Origin of the sequence: Microcoleus sp. MON1_C5 (genome assembly GCF_036701875.1) — a bacterium.
In the GTDB taxonomy this organism is placed as follows: Bacteria; Cyanobacteriota; Cyanobacteriia; order Cyanobacteriales; family Microcoleaceae; genus Microcoleus.
Genome location: NZ_JAUBRN010000065.1, coordinates 1 through 22,279 on the forward strand (window position 1 = coordinate 1; position 22,279 = coordinate 22,279).

Sequence of the window (22,279 nt, forward strand, 5' to 3'; positions counted from 1 at the left end):
AGAAATGAGTTCACTATCTTCTTACACTTTCATTCTGGAAGCTTTATTCTATGCAGCTTCATATTAAATTGGTATTAGCAAATTATTAACACAAGTTCCAGCGGGGCTTCGACGTTGGACATGGGAAGAAAAGCCACGCACAAAGGGCGGTACACCTCGGCAATGGTACATAGAAAATGAATATCACGTGCAAAATTTGCTATATTTTTTATTAGCTGCCGTGTTCGCCGATATCCGAGAAGAAGAATATACTAGATCGGTAGGGCCGAAAAAACCAAGAGTAGACCTAGAAATTCCCTCGCTTAAATTGGTTATTGAAATCAAGTTCTGGTATCGCAAAGACAAGCCCCAAAAAATTATTGAAGAAATTGCCGCAGATACGTCTTTATACCTAGCTCAAGGCTCCCCCCACGAACAAATAATTGCTTTTATCTGGGATGACTCTCGCAGGACAGAAGAACACGACTTATTAAAGAGTGGACTCAAAAATTTGAAGGGTATTTTTGACGTAGTTATAGTTTCTCGTCCAGGGCGTATGCCAGACAATACATCAGTAATCAATGAAGAAGATAATGAATGATTAGCTATTTGGTAAAGACCTGTTTAAAATTATCGAGCTTAAAATAAGCGTGGTTCTGAACACCCAAAAAGAGGAATTTAGCTATGCTTATGTCTATGCGGTAACAACCGCGGCAAGCTACTCATTCCAAATAGCCCCGCGTCCCTTAGATGCAGAAGGAGTTGACGTAATTCTTACAGGTTTGGGACCATCACAATCAACGCGCCGCCCTCGCCTAGATGTCCAAATAAAATGCACCTCCAGAAAATTACTGGATAATGAAATTATCCGATCTCCCCTAGAAGTTAAAAACTATGAAGAATTAAGGCTAGAAAACCCTTTAGTCCCCCGCATTCTGATTATCGTTTTAGTACCCGAAAGCCAAGAGGATTGGTTGCGCCAATCTCAACAAGAACTCTCCCTGCGCTATTGTGGCTACTGGGCATCATTAGACCTCTTGCAAAAATGCTGAGACCCCTCCCCAACCCTCCCCTTAGTAAGGGGAGGGAGCCTAATTTTTCTTGCTTCCCCCCTTAGCAAGGGGGGACTGAGGGGGGTGAGTTTTTGACTTTTGCAAGAGGTCTATTGCGAGGGCTACCGCCCACCCAAAATCAAAACACTGTCACTGTTCAAATACCCATACAAAACATTTTCAACACAGACGCTTTAAAAACTCTCATGCAGCGCATTGAATCAGGAGAACTCCTATGATAGTAACAGTCCGCGACCCCGATATTCTCAAAACCTTAGAACCGCCTCAAGTCGCTGCTTATTTACAAAAACACGGATGGCACGAACAAAGCCGAGACGCTGACAAATCATCGATCTGGACTCGCAAGAATGAAGCAGGCGAAGACTACGAAATTTTGTTAGCTCTCAAACCAGAAATCAGCGGTTTTGCTCTGCGGATGTACGAAGTCATGGAAACCCTAGAAATTGTCGAAAATCGCTCTCAAATTGAAATATTAGCAGACTTGATCACCTCACTCCCCAATATGACTTTACAGGGAGTTGTCATGCAAGTTCACACCCCCAACACCGACAAATTAAGTGGCGAAATAACCTTAATAGGCGTCATTGCTGACAAATTGCGGAAAATTCAAACTTCACTCGCAGACAAAGATTATATCCTGGCGATTAAAGCTTATCAAGAACGCTTACCGATTCTCTGTAGCGGTGACTTAATCAAAGACAACAACGCCTTCATCCTCAAAAACCCCCACAACTTAACTCTCGATGAATTGTGGTAAAACTAACAGATTTTGTCATCTATAGCAATCCTTGCAGGAGTCGTAAATTTTTTACCCCACCCCAACCCTCCCCTTACCAAGGGGAGGGAGTAAGAGATTCACAAATGATTTAGGATTGCTATATATTAAACACCTTCCAAACAGATATCAAGTTCCCTAGCAAAGGCCTCTGGCGCATCCAGCATCAGCCAGTGTCCAGTATCGGGGATCGTAGTTGTCGTCAGTGTGGGACGGAGGATGTGGAGGCTGAACGGAAAAGTGTTTGAGGGAGCAATAATGGCGTGGGCTCGTGTTCCAGGGGCTGCTAGGTAGCGATCGAGAGCATCAACTGCTTCAAAGGGAAACATCCCGCGATACATTCCACACAGGCAATCCTGTGGAGTCGCCGCCAACCAAGCGAGTATCCGATCGCGCGTAGGGGCCGCGCTTCCTGTCAGTGCCTCATTGAAGCTCATTTGCACAGCAGCCCGCCAATCCTCCGTCTCCAGAGCCCTCTGGTAGGGGACGATCCGTGCCTCGTACATCTGTGGAGGCACCTTGGTAAAATCTCCAGGTGCGTCTGCCAGGATCAACTGCGCGATGCGGTGCGGTGCGCTGGCTGCTGTGGCGAGGGCAATACAAGCACCGAAACTGTGCCCGACGATCGCCACTCGATCGAGTCCCAGCCCATCCAGTACGGCGAAAACATCCGCTGCACAGGAGGCGGGCGCATAGTTGCCGTCCTCCGGCGGTGCGGAATCACCGTGTCCCCGCACGTCAAGGGCGATCGCGCGTCGGGTACGGGCGACATGGGCAAGCTGCACATCCCAGATGCTCGCAGAAACCGCCATACCGTGCACGAATACCACCGGCAGCGACTCGGACTCCCCAGCGGTGACAGCGGGGCTGGCTTCGATGATGTGAATAGTGCCGATCGGTCCTTTGAGAGTTGTCGATCGCATAAAATCTTCTCCTAATTTTGAATTTCCTCTTTTCAGACAACCAATTTTACCTGCGTTACTCCTTGGCGCAATTCATACTGTCCTTTTACCCAAAATTGTTTAATTTTTTCACCCAAAAACGGAGCCGTTTGCATCATCAATAAACGCAATAATCCATTTTTTCGCAGTTGTTCGCCTTTCCACGCTTCTTGTGCTTGAAGTTGTTGGGCGCGAATAATTTCTGGTTCCCGTTCTGCCTGAATCCGCGATAATGCTAAGTCAATATCCTCGTAATTAGCCCCTGCTTTCAATAAAGGTACAAGGTGATTGGCGGCAACAATTACATCGCGCAAAGCCATGTTAATTCCTTGAGCGCGAACCGGAGACATGGGATGTGCAGCATCCCCCAAAAGTATGATTCCTGGTCGATGCCAGCGCGGACAGCGACCAACCACAACAGATAATCGCATCGGAGATTCGATGGTATCGGCACAGTTGCGGAAATGTTCTGCCATCCACGCAGGCGATCGGGATGCGAAAGTTTCTGCCCAGTCTGTGTGTTTCCAATCGGTTTTGTCATCTGCCGATAGCACCCAAGCCAGATGAAGTTTTCCTGATTCTGCCCCATGAAAGACACTGAATCCGCTACCGCCATTCAGGATGGAATAAAATACATTATTCGCCACAAACCGAGGATGAGCGGCAAGTTTAAACCACAGAACATCTATACTATTCTGCTGTTTTACTAACTCTAATTCTGCACGCTGTCGTACAACCGAGTTTCTACCATCTGTACCAATCACAAGTGCAGCAGGAATCTCTCGCCCATCTCCTAGCTTTACACCCGCAATGCGATCGTTGCTGTAGAGTAAATCTTTTACGGGAACACCTGGGATAAATTCAAACTCTGGATGCAACTGAGCTTCTGAAATTAGTGTTTCTAGCAAAGGCGGTTGCGATACCAGCGTACAAGGTCGATTTGACCCCATTGGCTCATCAACTCGAAATAGTTGCCGATCGCCCACAACGAACTCCCAGGCATCAATTTGTCGGTGTGGAACACCTTCTAGCATAGTGGATAAGCCCATTTGTGCGATCGCATCCAATCCGCTCGGCATTAACGCTTCACCGCGAAACACTCGGTAGGAATCTTTTGCCGCCTCAACCAACGTTACAGCAATACCTCGTTTCACCAGCAGTAAGGCAAGTGCCGCACCAGTTGGCCCCGATCCCACAATTACAACTTGCATCATTGCCATTCCCCATTGCTTTTTGCGGATATTGAGATGTCAAAAAAGGTGGTAAAAGGAGGCGCAATCCCCTATTCCCAGCTATTTCTGGAGTGCCTGTTGAAAAGTCTTAACTGCATCAACATGATTCACCATATTGATGCAGCGCAACAACAAATCCAAATCGATCCCTTTCACCTCCTCACTACTGGAAACCTTTTCATAATAAAGTGTATTGTCCTCTCCCCGGAGGTGATAAACCTCTAACAATCCATCTTCCCAGAACCACACTTCCTTTATCTTCAGCCGCTTGTATGCCTCCAGTTGGTTGATGCCACCACTGGAAAACACGACCTCGATCGCCAAATCGGGTAGCCTGCGACCAGGAGCAAGTTTATAAGATTTATCGGCCTCTCGCTTGACTTTTCCGGTTTCACTTTCCAGAGTCATTGAGCCAGTTGGAGTAAAGTCAAACCCCGCCATCAGCAGGTAAAGCTCCAACAATGCACCAATTCTTTCTTTAACGGTTTCGTGGGGTTCTCCAGGCATTCGTCGTATCTCCAGAATTCCATCCAGGAAAGAAAGTCGATATCCTGGACGGTCTAACAATTGCTCAACTGCTTTGAACTCTCTCCAAGTGAGTCCCTCAAACAGAAGGGGTGATTCTTTTCTGGGTGGTGCGATGATTGCTGCAGTCATTTGATTCTCCAGTCTATTTCCAGATGAGAAACGATCGGGTTTGGAGGGCTATTTGTTTATTATAACTTTAAGTAGCTTTCTCCACTGTAAATCCGATTTCTTGCCCGTATGATAGTTCCAGCGTGTGACCGTCCGGGTCTTGCAAAAAAGCCCAGTAGCCGATCGGATATCCAGAATCTTTTGGTTCCTCAAGCAGTACGCCTTCTTGACGTGCTTTGTCGCAGAGAGAATCCATGTATTCGCGGCTTTTGCAACCTACTCCGAGGTGTGCAAAGGGAGACAGAACGGGATGTACGGAGTCTGTTTGAATTAGCACAATTACAAAAGGGCGAGTGCGATCGGAAAGCCAGACCACAGCAACACCAGTTTCTGCATCAATGCGGCGGTGAACGACCTGCATTCCAGCATACTTGGAGTAGAATTCAATACTGCGATCGACATCAGAAACGGCCAGTGCGATGTGTGTGAGACCGATATCACTCATGGGTTATGTTGCTCCCGTCATATTAGGCTTAACATCAATAATTGCCACTTCCAATCTCATAAATTTAATGAGACGATCGCCACTTATACCAATTTTTTATGAGGCCCCGTAGAATCCGATCCCCCCTAGCCCCCCGCGTCCGGGGGGGGACAAGAGTCTGATCTTTCGTTCCCCTACTATCAGGGAGATGCGAGGGGGATCGAGATATGTGCAACTTCACATTAAATTGGTATAACCGCTCGTAACTGTCCATCGTTTTGCTGCCTAGTATTTGTAAGCAGCAAAACCTGAGCGGAACCAAGACGATTTACCTCTCAAGGTAGATGTCGGTTAATCCTGCCTTTGAGATACTCCATATGAAATGTAACTATTTATACTAATGCCGCATCTTTTGTTGGTAGACGACGAAGCCCCACTCTGTGAAAGCCTTGCTTACTCACTGAGAAAGGAAGGCTATGAGGTCACTACAGCACCAGATGGACACAGCGCGATCAAACAATTCCACAAGCAAGTACCCGATATCATTCTGCTCGATCTGATGATGCCAGAAGTTGATGGGATGGAAGTGTGTTGGCGTATCCGGGCTTTTTCTAATGTGCCTATACTGATGCTAACGGCTAAAGACCAAGATATGGATAAAGTGTTGGGCTTAGAGGCAGGGGCAGATGATTATGTGACCAAACCCTTCAATACGCAGGAATTGCTCGCACGGATTAAAGCTTTGCTGCGCCGCCATCATGCGGAATCTACTTAAAAGCGGTTAAGGCATCCTTCAAGGGTTTGATAGCTCGGTTTGCTCAATCCATGACCAATGGCGCTAGGTTAGGATCGCTTGCAACGGATACACCATTTATCCCAGCCATGTTTGAGCCGATGAAACTTTTTGCCCAAGACTCCTTTACGAGCAGATGGTTAGCATCTCTTCGGTGGAATTCAATCCACACGAAGCTCTTGGCTACCTACCTGATCCTGATCGTCTTAGGAACCTCGCTTATGTCTGGTTACATCCTATGGACGTTTTATGCCTTTTTCATGCAGTCTCGTCAGACAGATTTAGAAAACTGGGCAACAGCACTGAGCGAGAGCGTTGCAGATGCCCTCGAAGAAAAAGATATGCAACGGGTGCAGATCATTGTCCGGCGCTATGGGGCACCCGCCAATATCACACTCCGTGTCTTTGATGCCCAAGGTTCGCTGTTAGCCACCTCTGACCCTCGAACAGATCGACAAATCACCAATTGGCTGCTGATATCTGGCGTTTCAGAAGCACTAGACGGTCATTCGGTGCAGGGCATTACTAAAGGGGTTTTATCAAGGGAAGATCGCCTCTATATTGTCAAACCGATGACTCGCAACGGTCAGATGTTGGGGATATTACGCATCTCGATTACTTTAGAACAGTTTCAGAAACAGTTTGTAAGGGTGATCTGGACAATTTTAGCCGCCCTTGGCATTACCATTCTTCTCTGTACCTTGGTCAGCAATCGATTAGCCCGGAGTCTCTCTAAACCCATTGAGGTGATGCGAAACTTTGCGATTCGTGTGGGTAGAGGACAGTTTGATGACAAACTCGTAATTCGTCAAAGCAATGAACTAGACCAACTCGCAACGGAACTGAATCGTATGAGTGAACGGTTGAAATCATTGGACAACGAACGCAGAGCCTTCCTAGCGAATGTTTCCCATGAACTGCGGACCCCTGTGAGTAATGTTCAGGTCACCATTGATGCGCTGGAGCGTGGCGCTGTGGATGAGCTGGAGTTGCGCGATCGCTTCTTTCAAACCATCAAAGAGGAGACGAAGCGGCTTTCGGGCTTGATTCACGATTTGCTCGATTTAGGACGCTTAGAAGCGGGTGTCACGCTATTAGAAATCCAAGCCATTGCCTTAGAAAGTGTCATCAGCCGTGCGATTAGAGCAATGGAAGTTCGCATGCAGGCTAAAAACGTGACTGTAGAAGTTGATGTTGCTGACCTTCGGATTATGGGCGATTCGGAACGCTTATTACAGGCTTTTTTGAATCTCTTAGACAATGCGATTAAGTACTCTACCCCCAATGCTCGTATTTTTATTGCTGCCTCTGGCAACAAGCAACAGGCTCTGATTTCAATTCGAGACCAGGGAAGCGGCATTCCTGAAACCGATTTACCTCGCATTTTTGAACAGTTTTACACCACGAGCCGCTCTAGTAAGAATGGGGTTGGTCTGGGTCTAGCGATTGCCAGACGCATTATTGAAGCGCATGGAGGCAGTATTACAGCCAGTAGTAAACCCGGTCAAGGGGCTGTATTCACCCTTTCTCTACCCTTAGAATCATAAGTAGTTGATCCCGTTGTCTGGTTCCGTGTCACTTCTTCCACCTGACTCACAGCAGTATTAGTCAAATGGATAGGAAAACCCGACTCTGCCAAATCAGACAATCTAGATTTAATTATCTTTTTATTTAAAGAAAAATGTTGTGCTAATTCTTTGTCAGGACATTTGCATTTTTTATAATTATTTAGTAGTCTCTAATACCAATTTAATGTGAAGTTGCACATATCTCGATCCCCCTCGCATCTCCCTGATAGTCGGGGGACGAAAGATCGGACTCTTGTCCCCCCCCGGACGCGGGGGGCTAGGGGGGATCGGATTCTATGCAGCCTCATAAAAAATTGGTATTAGCCGCTTTCAGATCCATTGCTTTAATGAAACCATCTTTTCCGTCCATGTACCCTTGAATATTATCAGGGTATTTTTGGGCAAGTTTTCTCTTTAGTTCGCTGTATTGCTGCGCGTCCTCAGGATGGGAAATCATATAATCTCGAAACGCTAAATGGCGCTCTATCTGCGCTGAGTTCACTTCAAACCCGTGAATTTGGTGTGTTCTAATCCCTGCTTCATTACCCTTGCGAAAATAACGACGACCGGATATCCCAAACTCACCCATTGCTTCATAACCTAATGCCTCAAGTGCTGAACTCTGTGTATCGAGTTTTATAATATCTTTAACCTCAACTAACATATCGATAATCGGCTTTGCATGAATTTGCGGAATCGCTGTGCTACCAATGTGATGTATAGCAACCACATTGTCCCTAAGTGCAAGTGCAATCATTTTCGACTCAGTTTCAAAGGCGCTGCGCCAATTTGGAGCGTGCGGGACGACTTCTACTTTTAAAAAATCAACTTTTATTGACATGGCTGATAATTATTTGCTTTTTTTGTCATCTCATTGATTTACCATCGCATTTAACCGAAACAGATTTTATTATGCCTCATATTTTACGGGCTGCGCCCAAAGCTCTTAAACATACGGACAACGGGGAGGAACTGACTGTTTGGGAGAGAAATTTCAAACCGCTCAATCGCCTGATAGTCAAGTTTTTTGTAAAATGGCTCTCCCGCTAGCGTCGCAATCATCTCAACTTCCTTAAATCCAGCACGCTCAGCAGCCAGTTCGCATACTCGCATAATCTGACTTCCAATTCCTCGACGTGCCCATGCTGGATGAACAAAGAATGCACGAATCTTTGCCGAGTCGCTGTCTGGGTTGAGCAGGCTGTCTTCTGGATTATTTTTGCCTGAATCACCTCCATAAAGCGTTTTACGCTTACTCCAACCACCGCAACCAACAATTTGGTGATTGTTCTCAGCAACAAAGTATGTTTGGTCTTGAATCAGTTTACTGTCAACCCCAAAAACTGTGCCCAGTGCGCCTTCAATCTGCTCTGAACTATAGTAGCTTGCTTGCAAAGCTCTAGCAGAATCAGGAATTAAAGTTGTTAACTTAGGAATGTCTTCTAAGGAAGCTAATCGAATACAAAAATCCATTGAACCGATCGGCTAAACAAATCGCTCTCTTAGTTTGTCACATCCCTGAAAGCGGCAATGCAGCGATCGCCCGTTAGCGTTAGCGAAGCGATCCGAAGGAAAGCCCTCGAAGAGGATCGCCCACCCCCAGCTTTAAGCGAACACCCAAATCCCTCGCCCTCGCCCTTTTTTTCATTTGGCCACAGGCTATGATTGACGGTTGGCAGCTTTTGAGAATCTAAATGCTAAACACAAATACAATTATTTCCAGCCTGCTGTTATTTATCCCAGTTTCCATCGCCGGACACTTTCTCGGCTGGGAATCCTCCACAATCTTCATCACCTCGGCTTTAGCCATCATCCCTCTAGCCGCCTGGATGGGCACGGCCACCGAAGAAATCGCCGTCGTCCTCGGTGCCAATTTGGGGGGTTTGCTGAACGCTACCTTCGGAAATGCCACGGAACTGATTATCGGCATCGTCGCCCTCAACGCCGGACTAATAGATGTTGTCAAGGCCAGCATCACCGGTTCAATTATGAGCAACCTGCTGCTGGTGATGGGATTTGCGATGCTGCTGGGCGGCTTGCGCTACAAAGAACAAGATTTTCAGCCGACAGTCGCCCGCTTGAACGCTTCAGCGATGAACTTAGCCGTGATTGCCATTTTGGTGCCGACGGCAGTTAATGCCACCTCTATTGGCATCCCTCCCGAAACTATGCAGAACCTCTCTAGCGCTGTTGCTGTAGTCCTGATTATCGTCTACGTGCTGACGCTGCTGTTTTCGATGAAAACCCACAGTTATCTGTACGATGCAGGGGTGGCAGAAATAGGAATGCTTGAAGAATTAGCCGAAAGTAACTTAGCACCAGACAGTCCCGACCACAAAGTCAATCTGCCGCTGTGGATTGGGGTGCTGTTGGCCTGTACCCTGATGGTAGCTGTCGAGTCGGAACTGCTGGTGGGTACTCTGGAAGAAGCGACGGCGCGTTTGGGGCTGACATCACTATTTACTGGGGTGATTTTAGTGCCGATTATTGGTAATGCGGCCGAACATACGACGGCGGTGACGGTGGCGATGAAAAATAAAATGGATTTGTCGGTTTCTGTGGCCGTGGGTTCGAGTTTACAAATTGCTTTGTTTGTTGCCCCCGTGTTGGTTTTGGCAGGTTTTGTCTTGGGCAAACCGATGGACTTGAACTTCAACCCGTTTGAACTTGTAGCGGTTGCGGTGTCGGTGCTGATCGCCAATTCTATCAGTTCTGACGGCAACTCTAACTGGCTCGAAGGTACTTTGCTGTTGGCAGCTTATACGGTTTTGGCGCTGGCGTTCTACTTCCATCCGGTAATTGAGGGACTTGTTTAAAACGCTTTCTTCTGCTGAAGGAAGAGGGAAGAGGGAAGAGGGAAGAAGGCAGATTTTTTCACTCCCTCACTCCCCCACTCCCCTACTCTCACTTCTTTCTTTGAGAGTGGTGGTTGCGATCGTACAATTGAAATGTGGCTGCTCTCTCGTTATTAGTTCTGGTGTGTTTGTACATTATTTGCTGTCATCAGGGATTTGTGACCTCGATCGGGTGTGACAAACAACAAAACCTTTGGCATCAACCCGATCTTTAGAGCGCAGTGCCACAGGTTATACAAAAACACGGGATGCTGAAGTCAAGCGAGACTAAAGCCTCCCTTGACTTCAGAGAGGCTGCAAGATTTCAATCAAGGGTGCTCATGAGTCTTTTACTAGGTGTGCTACGATCGTCATAAGTTGAAAATTGAGTCTAACCAGACAACGTAAAACCTCGTACTCTTATTGTTGAGTACGTCGTCCCACAAACACGGTGTTGCCGTCTAGGAAAACTCGTATTTGAACAAAAACCGAACTAGATAAAGAGGACTAATCAAATACGGTATGCCATACCGCAATTAACGATTTTAGAGAAGACACCTCTAATGCGGCTTGAGTAATCTTGTCAAGGCAAGTAACGTAAGCTGAATCAAAAATCTCACTCACCAAGAGTACACACAGGTTAATCTAATCGCTTAATACTTGATTAAACTTCCTCCTAGCTGCTGATGACAAGCATATTGACAGAGGCGCAGTTTTGTGCAACATTCTCAGAAGAATGCCCAAAATATGCAGGAAAAATTTTCAGGAAGAGTAAACGACGGTCGATTTAAAACTGACCAGCCTATAAAAAGGTCGAACGGGATACCACGATTCGTTAAATTGGTTGAAAATAATGGTTAAAAAATGGCTAAAAGCTTCCAAAATAATAAGTAGTTGTACAGAATTCAAAAATAGGGTGCTGCTCCACCCGAATTTACGCCTGTGGACAAGTAAGAGCCGACTCTCTTGGCAGAAGCAGGAATCAGACCCTCTAGAAAATACTTCTAGTTGAATGGTGAAGCTTAGATAAGTTTAGCCAAGTTTTGTATAGCAGTGTCCAAGTAAAACTTGATAGAGCAACCTCAATCAGGGTTATGTGGCTTCTGTGAGTTATTGCCTCAATCCCAAATGTCCGAATCCCTCCGATCCAGCCAACTCTGGCAAATCCGTGTGTATCCACTGCGGGTCTGAACTTTTGTTGCAAGGTCGATATCGGTTAGTCGCGCCTCTCGGAGGCGGCGGCTTTGGCAGAACATTTGAAGTGGACGACAACGGCGCCCGAAGAGTGCTCAAAGTCCTGCTCAAAGAACATCCCAAAGCTGTAGAACTGTTTAAGCAAGAAGCCGACGTGTTGGTCAGGCTAAGACATCCAGGTATTCCAAAAGTCGATCGCGACGGTTATTTTACATTTACGCCCGCTCACAGCACAGAGTCTTTTCACTGTCTGGTGATGGAGAAAATTGCTGGGGCCAATTTGCAAGACTGGCTGAAACATCGGGGCCGCCCCATCAGTCAAGAACAAGCAGTGAACTGGCTCAAACAACTGTCGGAAATTTTAGACCAAGTTCACCGCCTCAACTATTTCCATCGGGATATCAAGCCGCACAATATTATGTGCAAGCCAAACGGGCAGTTAGTGCTGATTGACTTCGGGACTGCTCGGGAAGTGTCGGCGACTTATTTCGCTAAGGTGGGCCAGGGGCAAAATGTGACTGGTATTGTTTCCCCGGGCTACACGCCGCCGGAACAAACTAATGGCAAGGCTGTTCCGCAGTCAGATTTTTTTGCTCTGGGCCGCACTTTTGTTTATTTGCTGACTGGAAAGCCACCGACTGCGTTTCCAGAGAACCCGCGCACGGGCAGATTAATGTGGCGCAAAGGAGCTCCTCAGGTTTCCGACGCCGTGGCTAATGTAATCGATTATCTGATGGCGCCTTTTCCGGGAAATCGACCTCAAAGCCCGCAGATGGTTTTGCAGTGCTTGGAGGAAATTAATCTCGACGGCGCGGAAAGTCAGTTGCCTACTCAGTTGCCGACGACGGGGCAAACTAAACTTCGCGCAACTTCCGGGACGCCTGAGGTGAAGAAGCAGACTTCTGTAAACCGCCTCAGACCTCTGAATTCGGGATTGAAAAAGGCCGAGAAAGATGTTTTTGATTGGAAAAAGAAGTTGCTGGCGGGCACGGCTGTTTTGATGGTGAGTATTGGCGCGTCTCAAATTTACGGTTCGCTGCGTTACGGGGTGTTTCCGGCAAACCCGGTGTGGCTGCTTTCTACTTTACCTAGCACTCATTTTTTGCAAAGAAGTTTGGATAATGTCGAGAGTGTAAATGCGGTCGCCCTGTCGCCTGACGGTCAAACTTTGGTCAGCGCAAGCTTTGGGACGATTAGAATTTGGAATGTGAGGACGGGACGCCTGGTGCGGACTCACAATTTGGTGCATTCTAAAAAATCGGTCAACACGCTGGCGGTGAGCCCGAACAGCTCGATTTTGGCCAGCGGCGGCGGCGACAATAATGTGATTCTCTGGGATTTGAAGACAGGGCGGCGGATGCGGACGATTCCCGCTCACAAAGCCTCCGTCAACGCCATCACTTTTAGCAGGGACGGTCAAACTCTCGCTAGCGGCAGCGATGACAAAACTATTCGCTTGTGGAATGTCAGAACCGGCAGCAGGTTGCGGACGTTGAGCGGCCACGCCGGAGGAGTAAACGCGATCGCTTTGAGCCGGGACGGTAAAACTCTGGCTAGCGGCAGCCAGGACAAGACTCTGCGTTTGTGGAATCTCGGCACCGGAGAAGTCAGAAGAATTATCACAGGGCACGGGGGCCCGGTTAATGCTGTGGCTTTTAGCCCGAACGGGAAAATTGTGGCTAGTGCTAGCACCGACAATACGATCCGTTTGTCGAACGTGCAAGATGGGAAGCGCACCCGCACTTTTAAAGGGCATTCGAGCTGGGTGAGGACGATCGCCTTTAGCCCGGACAGCCGCACTTTGATCGGCGGGGGCGGAGATATTATAGTTTGGGATTTGAAAACGGGAAAAGAAAGAAGCACTCTTTCTGGTCACACTCAGTTTGTGAGTTCTGTTGCTATTTCCAGAGATAGCAAGACTTTTGTGAGCGGCAGTCCCGATCGCACTATTAAGATTTGGCGAATGCCATAGTCCTACTATTTTAGATTTTAGATTTTAGATTGAAGAGTCGAGGCGATCGAGAAATCCCATCCCGACTCCGACGTGGAAGTCTGGGCATTGCCCGTCCTACAACTGTTACTTGCCGCAATTGGCAAAAGTAGAAAACAGGTTAAATTCTGTAACCCTCCACGCTTGCCATGTCTGCGCGCCAGCAAAAAGACTGTACCTAGTTATGCTTTTATCGCTGTCAACATAACTTTGCCAACTTAATGAAGCAACAGTTGGATACTGGGCTGGAAACTCCCCTGGTATAGGACTTACTTGAGAGCTCATGTTCCATCCTACTTGCTTGCTAAATTCTTTAATTTGACCTTCGCAAGTTCGACAGTTAGAACCGCCGACTTTCTGCCAAATCTCTAACTGCGGAGTCAATCCATATTTGCCATTGCTGGATTGCATCCACAGCCGATCGATCGCGCGGAGGTTCGGACAAGACAGATTGGCGGAGTTGTTGCGGATCAGAGAGACTGTTTCTTGATCGGCTTCGTACCATTTTTTGGCTTCTAATAAGGATTGAAGTTTGCTAAATTCGCTGTTGCTTTCTTGTGAATAAGCGGTAAATGCTGGTTGCAAAACTGCAAGAAATGTGCCTATTAATGCGAGTGATTGTTTGCCAAGTTTAATCATGATGTCCCTCTGAGTAAAAGTGATTTAACAAATGACCAGTTTACCATCCATCTCTCGACCTAGATGAAATCTTCAGAGCCGATGAGGTTCGGAGCAACGCCTGTCAAAGAAGCTAAAACTTCACCGCTGCTGGCTACTCTAATTAATGTGCCGTTAGTTCCAGGGGAAATTGATAGCTGTCCGAAAGTCAAGCCATTGATTAATTGAATGGTATCTTGAGAGTTGGTGAAATCAGAGAATGTATCAACTCCCAACCCTGCACCTAAAACAAATACATCGTTGCCCGCGCCGCCGACTAGATTATCGTTGCCCAAACCGCCGTTGAGAGTGTCAAAACCTTTGCCGCCAGATAGGTTGTCGCTGCCACCGCCCCCGACAAGGATATCGTTACCTTGTCTGCCGGTGAGTGCGTCATCGCCGTCTAAACCGCTGATATTATCGCTGCCGTTCGTGCCTGTCAGGTTGTCGTTGCCGTTCGTGCCGTTGATGACGTTTGGAGAGTTATTGATGCCACCTGGAGTGTTGCCGGTTTCAGCAATAAAGAGGTCTGGGCCGTTGTTGGTATCTCCCGGCACGAGATTGGCCGCAAAAGATGAAAACGCCACTTTCTGCCCGTTGGCCGAGATGGAGGGGAACTCGGAGTCGCTATTGCCCTGATTGCCTGTTGAGGAAACAGAGACGCGGGTGGTGGTATTGGTTGACAAGTCGCGCACGAAGATGTCCTCGCTATCGTTAGTGTCTCCCGGCACGAGGTTGGATGCCTCAGATGAAAACGTCACAAACCGCCCGTCAGCGGAGATGAAGGGAGTGTAGAAGTCTTCGTTCCCCTGATTGCCTGTTGAGGAAATAGAGACGCGGGTGGTGGTATTGGTTGACAAGTCGCGCACGAAAATGTCGGTGGTATTATTTGTGTCTCCCTGCACGAGGTTGGAGGCATCAGATGAAAACGCCACAAACCTCCCGTCAGCAGAAATAGAGCAGCGGGAGGAGCTATCGTTCGCGCGATCGCCATTGGAACTCACAGAGACGAGGGTAATGGTATTTGTCAACAAGTCGCGCACGAAAATGTCGCGTTCGTTGTTAGTATCCCCAGGCACGAGGTTGGTGGCAAAAGAGCGAAATGCCACAAACCTGCCGTTGGCTGAGATGGAGGGTAATTCAGAGTCGTTGTTCCCCCGATCGCCGCTGGAACTCGCAGATACCAGAGTGGTGGTATTAGTTGACAAGTCGTGGACGAAGATGTCGGTGCTATTGTTAGTATCTCCCGGCACAAGGTTGGTGGCATCAGATGCAAACGCGACAAACCGCCCGTCACCTGAGATGGAGGAGCGCCGGGACAAGCTGTTCCCCTGATTGCCTGCTGAGCCAACAGAGACGCGGGTGGTGGTGTTAGTTAACAAGTCGCGCACGAAGATGTCGCCACTATTGTTAGTGTCCCCCGGCACGAGGTTGGTGGCATCAGATTGAAATGCCACAAACCTTCCGTCAGCAGAGATGGAGGGGTCGTAGGAGATATCGTTCCCCGGATTGCCTGCTGCGTCAACAGAGACGCGGGTGGTGGTATTCGTTAACAAGTCGCGCACGAAGATGTCGTCGCTATTGTTAGTATTATTGTTCGGCTCTCCGAGAGAGAAGATGGATTGTTGAAGTGTAAACGCTACAAACCGCCCATCGGCTGAGATGGATGATGAGACCGAGTAGCGGTTGCCCTGCACATCGCCTGCTGGGTCAGAGATGCCTGTTGAGTCTACAGGAACGCGAGTAATGGTCATAAGCCCTGACATTTAAGAGTAGAAGTTTGGAGATGCCGTGCGGTTGATTGACATCATTCAATAAGCAGCTCTCAAAGTCAATTCATAAAATTCATAACCTTGACTTTATAAAAGTCATACTTATCAACAAATGTTACCAACAGTAGACAAAATAGCCAAACTCATATATAGTCAGCGAGCGAATGATACTTCCTCCAGAATTAAGGAAGTTTTCTCTATTGCAACATCTAATAACTAATTCCCCGCCCGTTGTTGGCAAATTCATCAACTGTTTGCTGCGATAATTCGTGAACTGCGATCGCCTGCAACACGTCAAAAGGCAATGTCAAATGATGGGCGCCAGCTAATAAAGTCTTCACCGCTTCTTCCGGCGATTTAATGCTAGCTGCCAAAATCTCAGTATTAGTTCTGTGCAACACATTTGCCATATCCCGCACTAAGGCAAAACCGTCTCCCAACAATCGGGTGGCGCGATTCACGTAGGCGATCGCATATTTAGCTCCCGCTTCTGCTGAGACAACTGCTTGTGATGCGCTGTATATCGCCGTCACCGCGCAAGGAATTTCCGGTGACAAATGCGCTACTGCTTGGAAACCCGCAGCCGTTGCTGGAACTTTCAAAACTGTTTGCCGCCCGATCAACTCAAAAGCGGCTTTTCCTTCTGCTACCATGCCATCAACATCAGATGCCATTAGCTGATAATACACTTCCCCAGGAATCAGTTGTGCCAGTTGTTTAAGGGTTTGCTCAGGAGATAACTCGCTTTTTGCCAAAAGTGTCGGATTAGTAGTAATTCCCCCTATCCATCCGAACTTGCTCGCCCGTGCGGCTTCCGCTACAATTGCAGTATCCACATAAATTGCCATCAGCTCTACACCTTCAGTTTGTTAATATTTCCCAGATGGTTGCTTGCAGATTGATATAAATCCGAGCGAAATTAATTGTTAATCTTTAACAATATCAGAATCTCGGAAATATTACTGTTAAGTAAATATAACACTTCAGTGATGTGCATCAGCGGTAGTAGTGCGTGAGTTTTGAATTTAACAGGACTTAGGCTCAGAAACCCCGTTTCTTACAAAAAATGGGTGGAGGACGACCTATCTGTGAATAAATCGGCTTTTTGCGGAAAATTGGCTAAGTGCTATTTAAGATAGCTAACAACTGAAATCAAAACTTTTAAGTCAGTTGGTAACTGCGATTGTCGGGTAAGAAAAACTTGACTCCCCAAATCCCGGATACAAACAAATTACATTTGTAGTAAGAATTATGTATGCAATAACTCCAGGAGGTGACTCAGAAAATGACCGAAGAAAAAAATCAGCAGCCACAAGTCAGCCTTGAGACATCTTCTGAACAACCTCAGTTGGAAAATTCAGCAGAAACCGCTGAAGAATTATCGATAAATCTTAAGTCGGAAACTCTGTCTCAAACGGTGGAAAATAACGCCGAAGACCGTTTGAAGGCTCTAGGTCGCTTAATGATGGTCAGCCTAACTTGGTCGCTAGCGGGGCTTTCCAAACGCGAGTAAGTTATGGAACACTACCGCAACGGGCGAGTTATGATTTGTGAGTTGTGTTGTAAGTTTTGTTTAACTCAAAACTTACAACTCCCGGACTTCCATGATGTTCGGTTAGTTGTAAGAAAACCAGTTTTTAGTGAAGACTTTAGTCCTTAAAGCAAAAACTAAAGTTTTCAACAGAGCACTCATAACTTTTCTTTAATTCCTTCAAACAGCCCCAAAAAAGTCGGTTCTGGACGGGTAACGCGCACTTCCCAAAGCGCTTTGAGGACTGCCAAAAATTCGCGGAAACTGTAACGAATCATGCCCTTTTGGCGAAATTTGCCCCAATCCGGCGTTCCTAAACCGATCGCCTCTACGCCCAACTGGCGGCAGGTATAAACAGCGCGGGCTAAGTGAAAGTTTTGGGTAACTAAAACAGCCTGGGTTATGCCAAAAATCTCTTTCGCCCGATAGCAACTTTCATAGGTGCTAAATCCGGCATAATCGAGAATGATATTATTAGTCGGTACGCCCTGGGCTGCGGCGTACTCCTGCATTGCTTGGACTTCGTTGTAATCGACGCTGCTATTGTCTCCTGTCATCAAAAGTTTGTCCACTCGCCCCGCTTTGTACAAATCGACGCCTGCTTGGACTCGATCGGCTAACATGGGGGTTGGAGTCCCATCTTCCCAAACTCCGGCACCAAAAACTATAGCGATGGATTCAGCAGGCACGTTAGCTATATCGTTGTGGCGGTAGTTGCGGGTAACAAGTCGGACGTAGTAGTTGAGGGCTAGGGGTGTGAGCACTGAGGTTAATATTAACACCCCGAGGGCAAGGCGCCATTGAAATATAAAGGGTTTAGGCAACATAAATTCAAGTTAACTTCCTATTTAATTACAAAAACAGGAACCTTCGCGGGTCTAAAAATTGTCAAGTTACCTAATTTACATTATTTTGAAAAAAATATGATTCAACAAAAGCAAAAATTTGAATTGCTGGAATCACTTTTATGGGAACCCAAAAACGGCTATTTTTTGCTAGACAGACATCTTCAAAGATTACAGCTATCGGCTGATTATTTTAATTTCCCCCTATCGCTAACAGAAGCAAGCAATGCTTTACAAGCATTAAGTATGACTTGCGGGTCAGTCAAACACAAAATACGGTTAACCATATCTTCTGAGGGACACATAAAATTACAAGCTCAGACACTAGATAGCGGTATCTTAAAAATCGGTGCATCTGTGGGAATTGCCCGCAAACCGATCGATTCTCAAAACCCATTTCTTTACCACAAGACAACTTACCGATTGCCTTATACAATGGCTTTGGAGTCGCAGCCCGAATATCAGGATGTCTTTCTGTGGAATCAAGATGGAGTTATCACCGAATCCACGATCGCCAATATCGTGATCGATACACCCGCAGGTCTAATCACACCTCCCGTCAAGTGCGGTTTATTACCGGGGACGTTTCGTTCTCAACTTTTAGAGGAGGGAAAAATCACAGAAGAATTAATTACCTTAGATGATTTGCACAGTACCCAAACTCTATTTCTCATTAACTCCGTTAGGGGTTGGATACGCCTCAAAAAAGAAGCAAGCCGAGATGTTTGGAAAGTTGTCAGTAATGGCTGAGATAACGCTTTCAATCGATTTTAGTAGGGTGCGAACTGTGCACGTTACTACTACAGATAGTCTCAAGATTGACTCGTAGCGTAAGTCCTGAAAGTGTTAACCATAGTGCAATCTATTATGAAACAAATACAACCTTGGCATTGGCGAAAGCTTCCCCTAAATCAGCGCAGCGGCTCTGAGATTTTTCAAACTTTATTTCTCGGTCAAAATGCCGACAGTGCAGGCTCAATATCGGATTGTGTCCCCCGCGATATGGCCGTTCTCCTAGAAAGTCCAGTTACATCTTCTACTAACTTGGCACGATATTCTATTTGTGCAGGTTCTCCCCGGATAATTGATGGTCAATCTCAGCTATGGACACCGCCAGTCGGTGAAATTTTACCTTTTTTGCGCGCTCTTTTGGACTCTCAAAAGCAAAATTTAGCAGTAAATGTACCGCCGGAAATTCCTTTTACTGGGGGTTGGTTGGGATGGCTAGGTTATGATTTAGCATGGGAAATCGAACACCTGCCCCAAATCAATACCGATCCGCTTCCTTTCCCGGTTAGCTGTTGGTACGAACCAGAATCTTTTGCGGTTTTAGACAGTCAAACGCAAATTCTCTGGTTGGCTGCGAGTCAACCTTCTCACCTCGATGTTATGCAGCATCAATTAGAGCAAACCGATCGAGAAATAATCGAGAATAATTTACCGGAAAATTATCAACCAAATTCCGCTACTCCTATTTTTCAACTCTCTCAGAGTCAATATAAAGAAATAGTGCAAAAAGCTCAGAAGTATATTCATGCGGGCGATATTTTTCAGGCTAATTTATCTTTGCGGTTTGAAGCCCGTACAGATTGCAGTAGTTGGTCAATTTACCGCGCTTTGCAACGGATCAATCCTTCGCCTTTTGCAAGTTATTGGCAAACTCCGTGGGGGGCGATAGTTAGTTGTTCGCCGGAAAGACTGGTTCAATTATTAGAAAAAAAAGTGGATACTAGACCGATCGCGGGAACAAGAGCGCGAGGTTTAACCTGCATTCAAGATGAGCAGTTAGCACAGGAATTAATAGAGAATATCAAAGAAAGAGCCGAACATATTATGTTAGTTGACTTAGAACGCAACGATATCGGGAGGGTGTGTGAATGGGGTTCAGTAAAAGTTAACGAATTTCTGACGATTGAACGCTACAGTCACGTGATGCACCTCGTCAGTAATGTTATCGGTACATTAAGAGGAGATTGCGACGCGATCGACTTAATTCGAGGGGTATTTCCGGGCGGTACGATTACAGGTTGTCCGAAAGTGCGCTGTCTGGAAATCATCGAAGAATTGGAACCCGTGAAGCGCAATTTATTTTACGGTTCCTGCGGTTATTTGGATTGGCGCGGCAACCTGGATTTAAATATTTTGATTCGCACCCTTTTATATGCACCAAAAAGTGACGGTACAACCGGGGGAGTTGTTTGGGGACAAGTGGGTGCGGGGATTGTTGCTGATAGCGATCCAGAAAGGGAATGGCAGGAGTCGCTGCAGAAAGCTCAAGCTCAAGTTAATGCTTTGAAATTAGCGGAAATATTTGATTAGATGCGTGTTAGATAAATCGACCTGTTAAGATTATTGAAGATTTAGCTCGCAGATTTAATTTTGATGTAATCGCGAGTGAAACAGAGCGAAAACAAAAGATTTATTCTAGTATTAATGTTAGGGAACTGTTGGTAGGGTGTTGCCTGATAGTTTTTTTAGCGATCGCACTCTGAGTCAGATTCGGGGTTAACTCATGGATAGTAGACGAGACTGCCAAAGCTGGTTAGCTGTTGGATAAGCTCACTATCACGATCGGAAAGGAAAAGCACAAGCAATTAACAAAGCCCCTCAATGGCTGATTCCTGCCATAATTTATGAGACTTCTTCAACCATTGTTGTGGGGCAGGCATCCTGCCTGCCCAAGACTTGCTTTTCACTCCTATGTGTATTGATTCTCCGAACCTACTGCCTCAGAAATAGAACTAAATCCGCGTTCTTCTAACTTTTGCAACAACCCTTGTAGAATCCGGCGCACCATCCAAGGGCCTTCGTAAACCCAACCAGTGTAGACTTGAATTAAACTCGCACCGGCGGCTATTTTTTCCCAAGCATCTTCGGCGGTGAAAATGCCACCAACTCCAATTATGGGTAATTCGCCTTTTGTATATTGCCAGATAAATCGGATTACTTCTGTCGATCGCTCCCGCACAGGAAGCCCGCTAATTCCCCCGGCTTCTTCGGCGATTGGTTTGCCTGTTTCCCGTAATATTTGTGTTTTCAATCCATCGCGGCGGATGGTGGTATTTGTGGCGATAATTCCTGCTAGTTGGTAGGTTTTTGCTAAGTCGAGGATTGATACGATCGCCTCCGACTCCAAATCCGGCGCAATCTTGACTAAAATTGGCTTGATTCCCTGATTTTCTTGTTGCAAAGTTTCCAAAATTGTGCTTAGCCCAGCAGCATCTTGGAGCGATCGCAACCCAGGCGTATTCGGAGACGAAACGTTCACTACAAAATAGTCGCCCCAATCTTTCAGCAGCTTAAAACTCTCCAAATAGTCGGCTGCGGCTTGCTCTAACGGTGTTACCTTAGATTTACCGAGATTGATGCCCAAGGGGAATGGGGACTGAGGCATGGGGCGCGAGGCATCGAATTTTGAGTGTTTCTGTGCTGCCTGAAACCGGGCTGCCATTGCCGCGGCTCCTTGATTGTTAAATCCCATGCGGTTGAGGGCTGCACTGTCCTGAGTCAATCGAAACAAGCGAGGTTGGGGGTTTCCCGGCTGTGGTTGACAAGTGACAGTGCCGAGTTCGGCAAAGCCAAAGCCAAAGTTTGCCCAAATATCGGCAGCTACGCCGTTTTTATCAAATCCGGCGGCTAAGCCGACAGGATTGTTAAAGCTCAGTCCCCACAAAGATTGTTCGAGGCGAGAATCTTGAACTCCCAAAGATTTCTGCAATCGCCAGAGCATTTGGCTGGTTGCGGGGCTTGACTGGGTTCGGGCTGCGAGTTCGAGAACTTGGAGAGTGCGGTTGTGCAGCCACTCGGCATCGGTTTTCAATACGGAAAACAACAGCGGGCGTACACTTGATTGATAAATATCCAATGATTTGTACTGGGGCAATTTACAAATTAGAAATGAGAAGGGAAATAAAAATATTCAGGAGCAGACAGTGAAGGCGAATTTTTTACTTCAACTTCGATCGGCTTTATCCA

General features: G+C 46.7%; 21 protein-coding genes. 10 read left to right on the forward strand and 11 right to left on the reverse strand.

Features of this window, described 5'->3' with window-relative positions; genetic code table 11:
- The first annotated feature begins 73 nt into the window (after nt 1-73).
- The 3 genes from QUA71_RS24150 (at nt 74) to QUA71_RS24160 (ending at nt 1,809) form a co-directional block, all read left to right on the forward strand.
- Nucleotides 74-580, forward strand: coding sequence for a PD-(D/E)XK nuclease domain-containing protein (locus QUA71_RS24150; RefSeq protein WP_333288984.1), 507 nt, complete (start codon nt 74-76; stop codon nt 578-580).
- 49 nt (nt 581-629) lie between these two features.
- Nucleotides 630-1,031 (forward strand): DUF4365 domain-containing protein, encoded by a 402-nt coding sequence (locus QUA71_RS24155; protein ID WP_333288937.1) that lies wholly within the window; start codon nt 630-632, stop codon nt 1,029-1,031.
- 235 nt (nt 1,032-1,266) lie between these two features.
- Entirely contained in the window at nt 1,267-1,809 is a 543-nt protein-coding gene (locus QUA71_RS24160; RefSeq protein ID WP_333288939.1) for a hypothetical protein, read from the forward strand.
- Between the two features lie 125 nt (nt 1,810-1,934).
- Here QUA71_RS24160 and QUA71_RS24165 read toward each other — a convergent pair whose 3' ends face one another.
- The 4 genes from QUA71_RS24165 to QUA71_RS24180 all read right to left on the reverse strand — a co-directional run bounded on the left by QUA71_RS24165 (nt 1,935) and on the right by QUA71_RS24180 (nt 5,141).
- On the reverse strand, nt 1,935-2,750 hold the full coding sequence (locus tag QUA71_RS24165) for an alpha/beta hydrolase (protein ID WP_333288940.1): 816 nt from the start codon (nt 2,748-2,750) through the stop codon (nt 1,935-1,937).
- A 32-nt stretch (nt 2,751-2,782) separates the two neighbouring features.
- Nucleotides 2,783-3,982, reverse strand: coding sequence for an FAD-dependent monooxygenase (locus QUA71_RS24170; protein ID WP_333288942.1), 1,200 nt, complete (start codon nt 3,980-3,982; stop codon nt 2,783-2,785).
- A gap of 78 nt (nt 3,983-4,060) precedes the next feature.
- Complete coding sequence (locus tag QUA71_RS24175) at nt 4,061-4,657, reverse strand: Uma2 family endonuclease (RefSeq protein WP_333288944.1); 597 nt, start codon at nt 4,655-4,657, stop codon at nt 4,061-4,063.
- A 67-nt stretch (nt 4,658-4,724) separates the two neighbouring features.
- Nucleotides 4,725-5,141, reverse strand: coding sequence for a VOC family protein (locus QUA71_RS24180; RefSeq protein ID WP_333288946.1), 417 nt, complete (start codon nt 5,139-5,141; stop codon nt 4,725-4,727).
- Between the two features lie 394 nt (nt 5,142-5,535).
- Between QUA71_RS24180 and QUA71_RS24185 the strand changes: the two genes are divergently transcribed.
- Together QUA71_RS24185 and QUA71_RS24190 are read left to right on the forward strand one after the other, a co-directional pair.
- Nucleotides 5,536-5,895, forward strand: a complete 360-nt coding sequence (locus QUA71_RS24185; RefSeq protein WP_333217946.1) for a response regulator — start codon at nt 5,536-5,538, stop codon at nt 5,893-5,895.
- A gap of 239 nt (nt 5,896-6,134) precedes the next feature.
- Entirely contained in the window at nt 6,135-7,460 is a 1,326-nt protein-coding gene (locus QUA71_RS24190; RefSeq protein ID WP_333288948.1) for a HAMP domain-containing sensor histidine kinase, read from the forward strand.
- 325 nt (nt 7,461-7,785) lie between these two features.
- Here QUA71_RS24190 and QUA71_RS24195 read toward each other — a convergent pair whose 3' ends face one another.
- Nucleotides 7,786-8,322 (reverse strand): GrpB family protein, encoded by a 537-nt coding sequence (locus QUA71_RS24195; RefSeq protein ID WP_333288950.1) that lies wholly within the window; start codon nt 8,320-8,322, stop codon nt 7,786-7,788.
- Nucleotides 8,323-8,405: 83 nt separating this feature from the next.
- Nucleotides 8,406-8,954: a GNAT family N-acetyltransferase gene (locus QUA71_RS24200; protein WP_333288952.1), complete on the reverse strand. Its 549-nt coding sequence runs from the start codon at nt 8,952-8,954 to the stop codon at nt 8,406-8,408.
- 221 nt (nt 8,955-9,175) lie between these two features.
- Between QUA71_RS24200 and cax the strand changes: the two genes are divergently transcribed.
- Together cax and QUA71_RS24210 are read left to right on the forward strand one after the other, a co-directional pair.
- The gene (gene cax / locus QUA71_RS24205; protein WP_242722547.1) at nt 9,176-10,297 is read left to right on the forward strand and encodes a calcium/proton exchanger; all 1,122 of its coding nucleotides are present in this window, start codon (nt 9,176-9,178) and stop codon (nt 10,295-10,297) included.
- A gap of 1,114 nt (nt 10,298-11,411) precedes the next feature.
- Entirely contained in the window at nt 11,412-13,481 is a 2,070-nt protein-coding gene (locus QUA71_RS24210; RefSeq protein WP_333288955.1) for a serine/threonine-protein kinase, read from the forward strand.
- A gap of 105 nt (nt 13,482-13,586) precedes the next feature.
- Here the strand turns inward: QUA71_RS24210 and QUA71_RS24215 are convergent, their stop codons facing one another.
- From QUA71_RS24215 to QUA71_RS24225, 3 genes are all read right to left on the reverse strand, one after another.
- A complete protein-coding gene (locus tag QUA71_RS24215; protein WP_333288957.1) occupies nt 13,587-14,138 on the reverse strand; it encodes a GUN4 domain-containing protein in 552 nt (183 codons plus the stop codon).
- A 59-nt stretch (nt 14,139-14,197) separates the two neighbouring features.
- A complete protein-coding gene (locus QUA71_RS24220; protein WP_333288959.1) occupies nt 14,198-15,910 on the reverse strand; it encodes a calcium-binding protein in 1,713 nt (570 codons plus the stop codon).
- 227 nt (nt 15,911-16,137) lie between these two features.
- Nucleotides 16,138-16,776 carry a transaldolase family protein gene (locus tag QUA71_RS24225; protein ID WP_333288961.1) on the reverse strand — a complete coding sequence of 213 codons (639 nt, stop codon included), beginning with the start codon at nt 16,774-16,776 and terminating at the stop codon, nt 16,138-16,140.
- Nucleotides 16,777-17,213: 437 nt separating this feature from the next.
- On the opposite strand from QUA71_RS24225, the gene QUA71_RS24230 reads away from it, so the two are divergent.
- Nucleotides 17,214-17,441 (forward strand): hypothetical protein, encoded by a 228-nt coding sequence (locus QUA71_RS24230; RefSeq protein ID WP_190658920.1) that lies wholly within the window; start codon nt 17,214-17,216, stop codon nt 17,439-17,441.
- A 176-nt stretch (nt 17,442-17,617) separates the two neighbouring features.
- Here the strand turns inward: QUA71_RS24230 and QUA71_RS24235 are convergent, their stop codons facing one another.
- Nucleotides 17,618-18,286: an ElyC/SanA/YdcF family protein gene (locus tag QUA71_RS24235; protein ID WP_333288964.1), complete on the reverse strand. Its 669-nt coding sequence runs from the start codon at nt 18,284-18,286 to the stop codon at nt 17,618-17,620.
- Between the two features lie 96 nt (nt 18,287-18,382).
- Between QUA71_RS24235 and QUA71_RS24240 the strand changes: the two genes are divergently transcribed.
- A complete protein-coding gene (locus QUA71_RS24240) occupies nt 18,383-19,054 on the forward strand; it encodes an aminotransferase class IV (protein ID WP_333288966.1) in 672 nt (223 codons plus the stop codon).
- 117 nt (nt 19,055-19,171) lie between these two features.
- A complete protein-coding gene (locus tag QUA71_RS24245; RefSeq protein ID WP_333288968.1) occupies nt 19,172-20,623 on the forward strand; it encodes an anthranilate synthase component I in 1,452 nt (483 codons plus the stop codon).
- A gap of 379 nt (nt 20,624-21,002) precedes the next feature.
- Here the strand turns inward: QUA71_RS24245 and QUA71_RS24250 are convergent, their stop codons facing one another.
- Nucleotides 21,003-22,169, reverse strand: a complete 1,167-nt coding sequence (locus tag QUA71_RS24250) for a quinone-dependent dihydroorotate dehydrogenase (protein WP_333288970.1) — start codon at nt 22,167-22,169, stop codon at nt 21,003-21,005.
- Nucleotides 22,170-22,279: the final 110 nt, after the last annotated feature.

What these genes read in the sequence shown, in the direction of transcription:
- QUA71_RS24160 (WP_333288939.1), top strand. Translation starts at nt 1,267, where the DNA reads ATGATAGTAACAGTCCGCGACCCCGATATTCTCAAAACCTTAGAACCG.
- QUA71_RS24165 (WP_333288940.1), bottom strand. Translation starts at nt 2,750, where the DNA reads ATGCGATCGACAACTCTCAAAGGACCGATCGGCACTATTCACATCATC.
- QUA71_RS24170 (WP_333288942.1), bottom strand. Translation starts at nt 3,982, where the DNA reads ATGATGCAAGTTGTAATTGTGGGATCGGGGCCAACTGGTGCGGCACTT.
- QUA71_RS24175 (WP_333288944.1), bottom strand. Translation starts at nt 4,657, where the DNA reads ATGACTGCAGCAATCATCGCACCACCCAGAAAAGAATCACCCCTTCTG.
- QUA71_RS24180 (WP_333288946.1), bottom strand. Translation starts at nt 5,141, where the DNA reads ATGAGTGATATCGGTCTCACACACATCGCACTGGCCGTTTCTGATGTC.
- QUA71_RS24190 (WP_333288948.1), top strand. Translation starts at nt 6,135, where the DNA reads ATGTCTGGTTACATCCTATGGACGTTTTATGCCTTTTTCATGCAGTCT.
- QUA71_RS24195 (WP_333288950.1), bottom strand. Translation starts at nt 8,322, where the DNA reads ATGTCAATAAAAGTTGATTTTTTAAAAGTAGAAGTCGTCCCGCACGCT.
- QUA71_RS24200 (WP_333288952.1), bottom strand. Translation starts at nt 8,954, where the DNA reads ATGGATTTTTGTATTCGATTAGCTTCCTTAGAAGACATTCCTAAGTTA.
- cax (WP_242722547.1), top strand. Translation starts at nt 9,176, where the DNA reads ATGCTAAACACAAATACAATTATTTCCAGCCTGCTGTTATTTATCCCA.
- QUA71_RS24215 (WP_333288957.1), bottom strand. Translation starts at nt 14,138, where the DNA reads ATGATTAAACTTGGCAAACAATCACTCGCATTAATAGGCACATTTCTT.
- QUA71_RS24220 (WP_333288959.1), bottom strand. Translation starts at nt 15,910, where the DNA reads ATGACCATTACTCGCGTTCCTGTAGACTCAACAGGCATCTCTGACCCA.
- QUA71_RS24225 (WP_333288961.1), bottom strand. Translation starts at nt 16,776, where the DNA reads ATGGCAATTTATGTGGATACTGCAATTGTAGCGGAAGCCGCACGGGCG.
- QUA71_RS24230 (WP_190658920.1), top strand. Translation starts at nt 17,214, where the DNA reads ATGACCGAAGAAAAAAATCAGCAGCCACAAGTCAGCCTTGAGACATCT.
- QUA71_RS24235 (WP_333288964.1), bottom strand. Translation starts at nt 18,286, where the DNA reads ATGTTGCCTAAACCCTTTATATTTCAATGGCGCCTTGCCCTCGGGGTG.
- QUA71_RS24240 (WP_333288966.1), top strand. Translation starts at nt 18,383, where the DNA reads ATGATTCAACAAAAGCAAAAATTTGAATTGCTGGAATCACTTTTATGG.
- QUA71_RS24245 (WP_333288968.1), top strand. Translation starts at nt 19,172, where the DNA reads ATGAAACAAATACAACCTTGGCATTGGCGAAAGCTTCCCCTAAATCAG.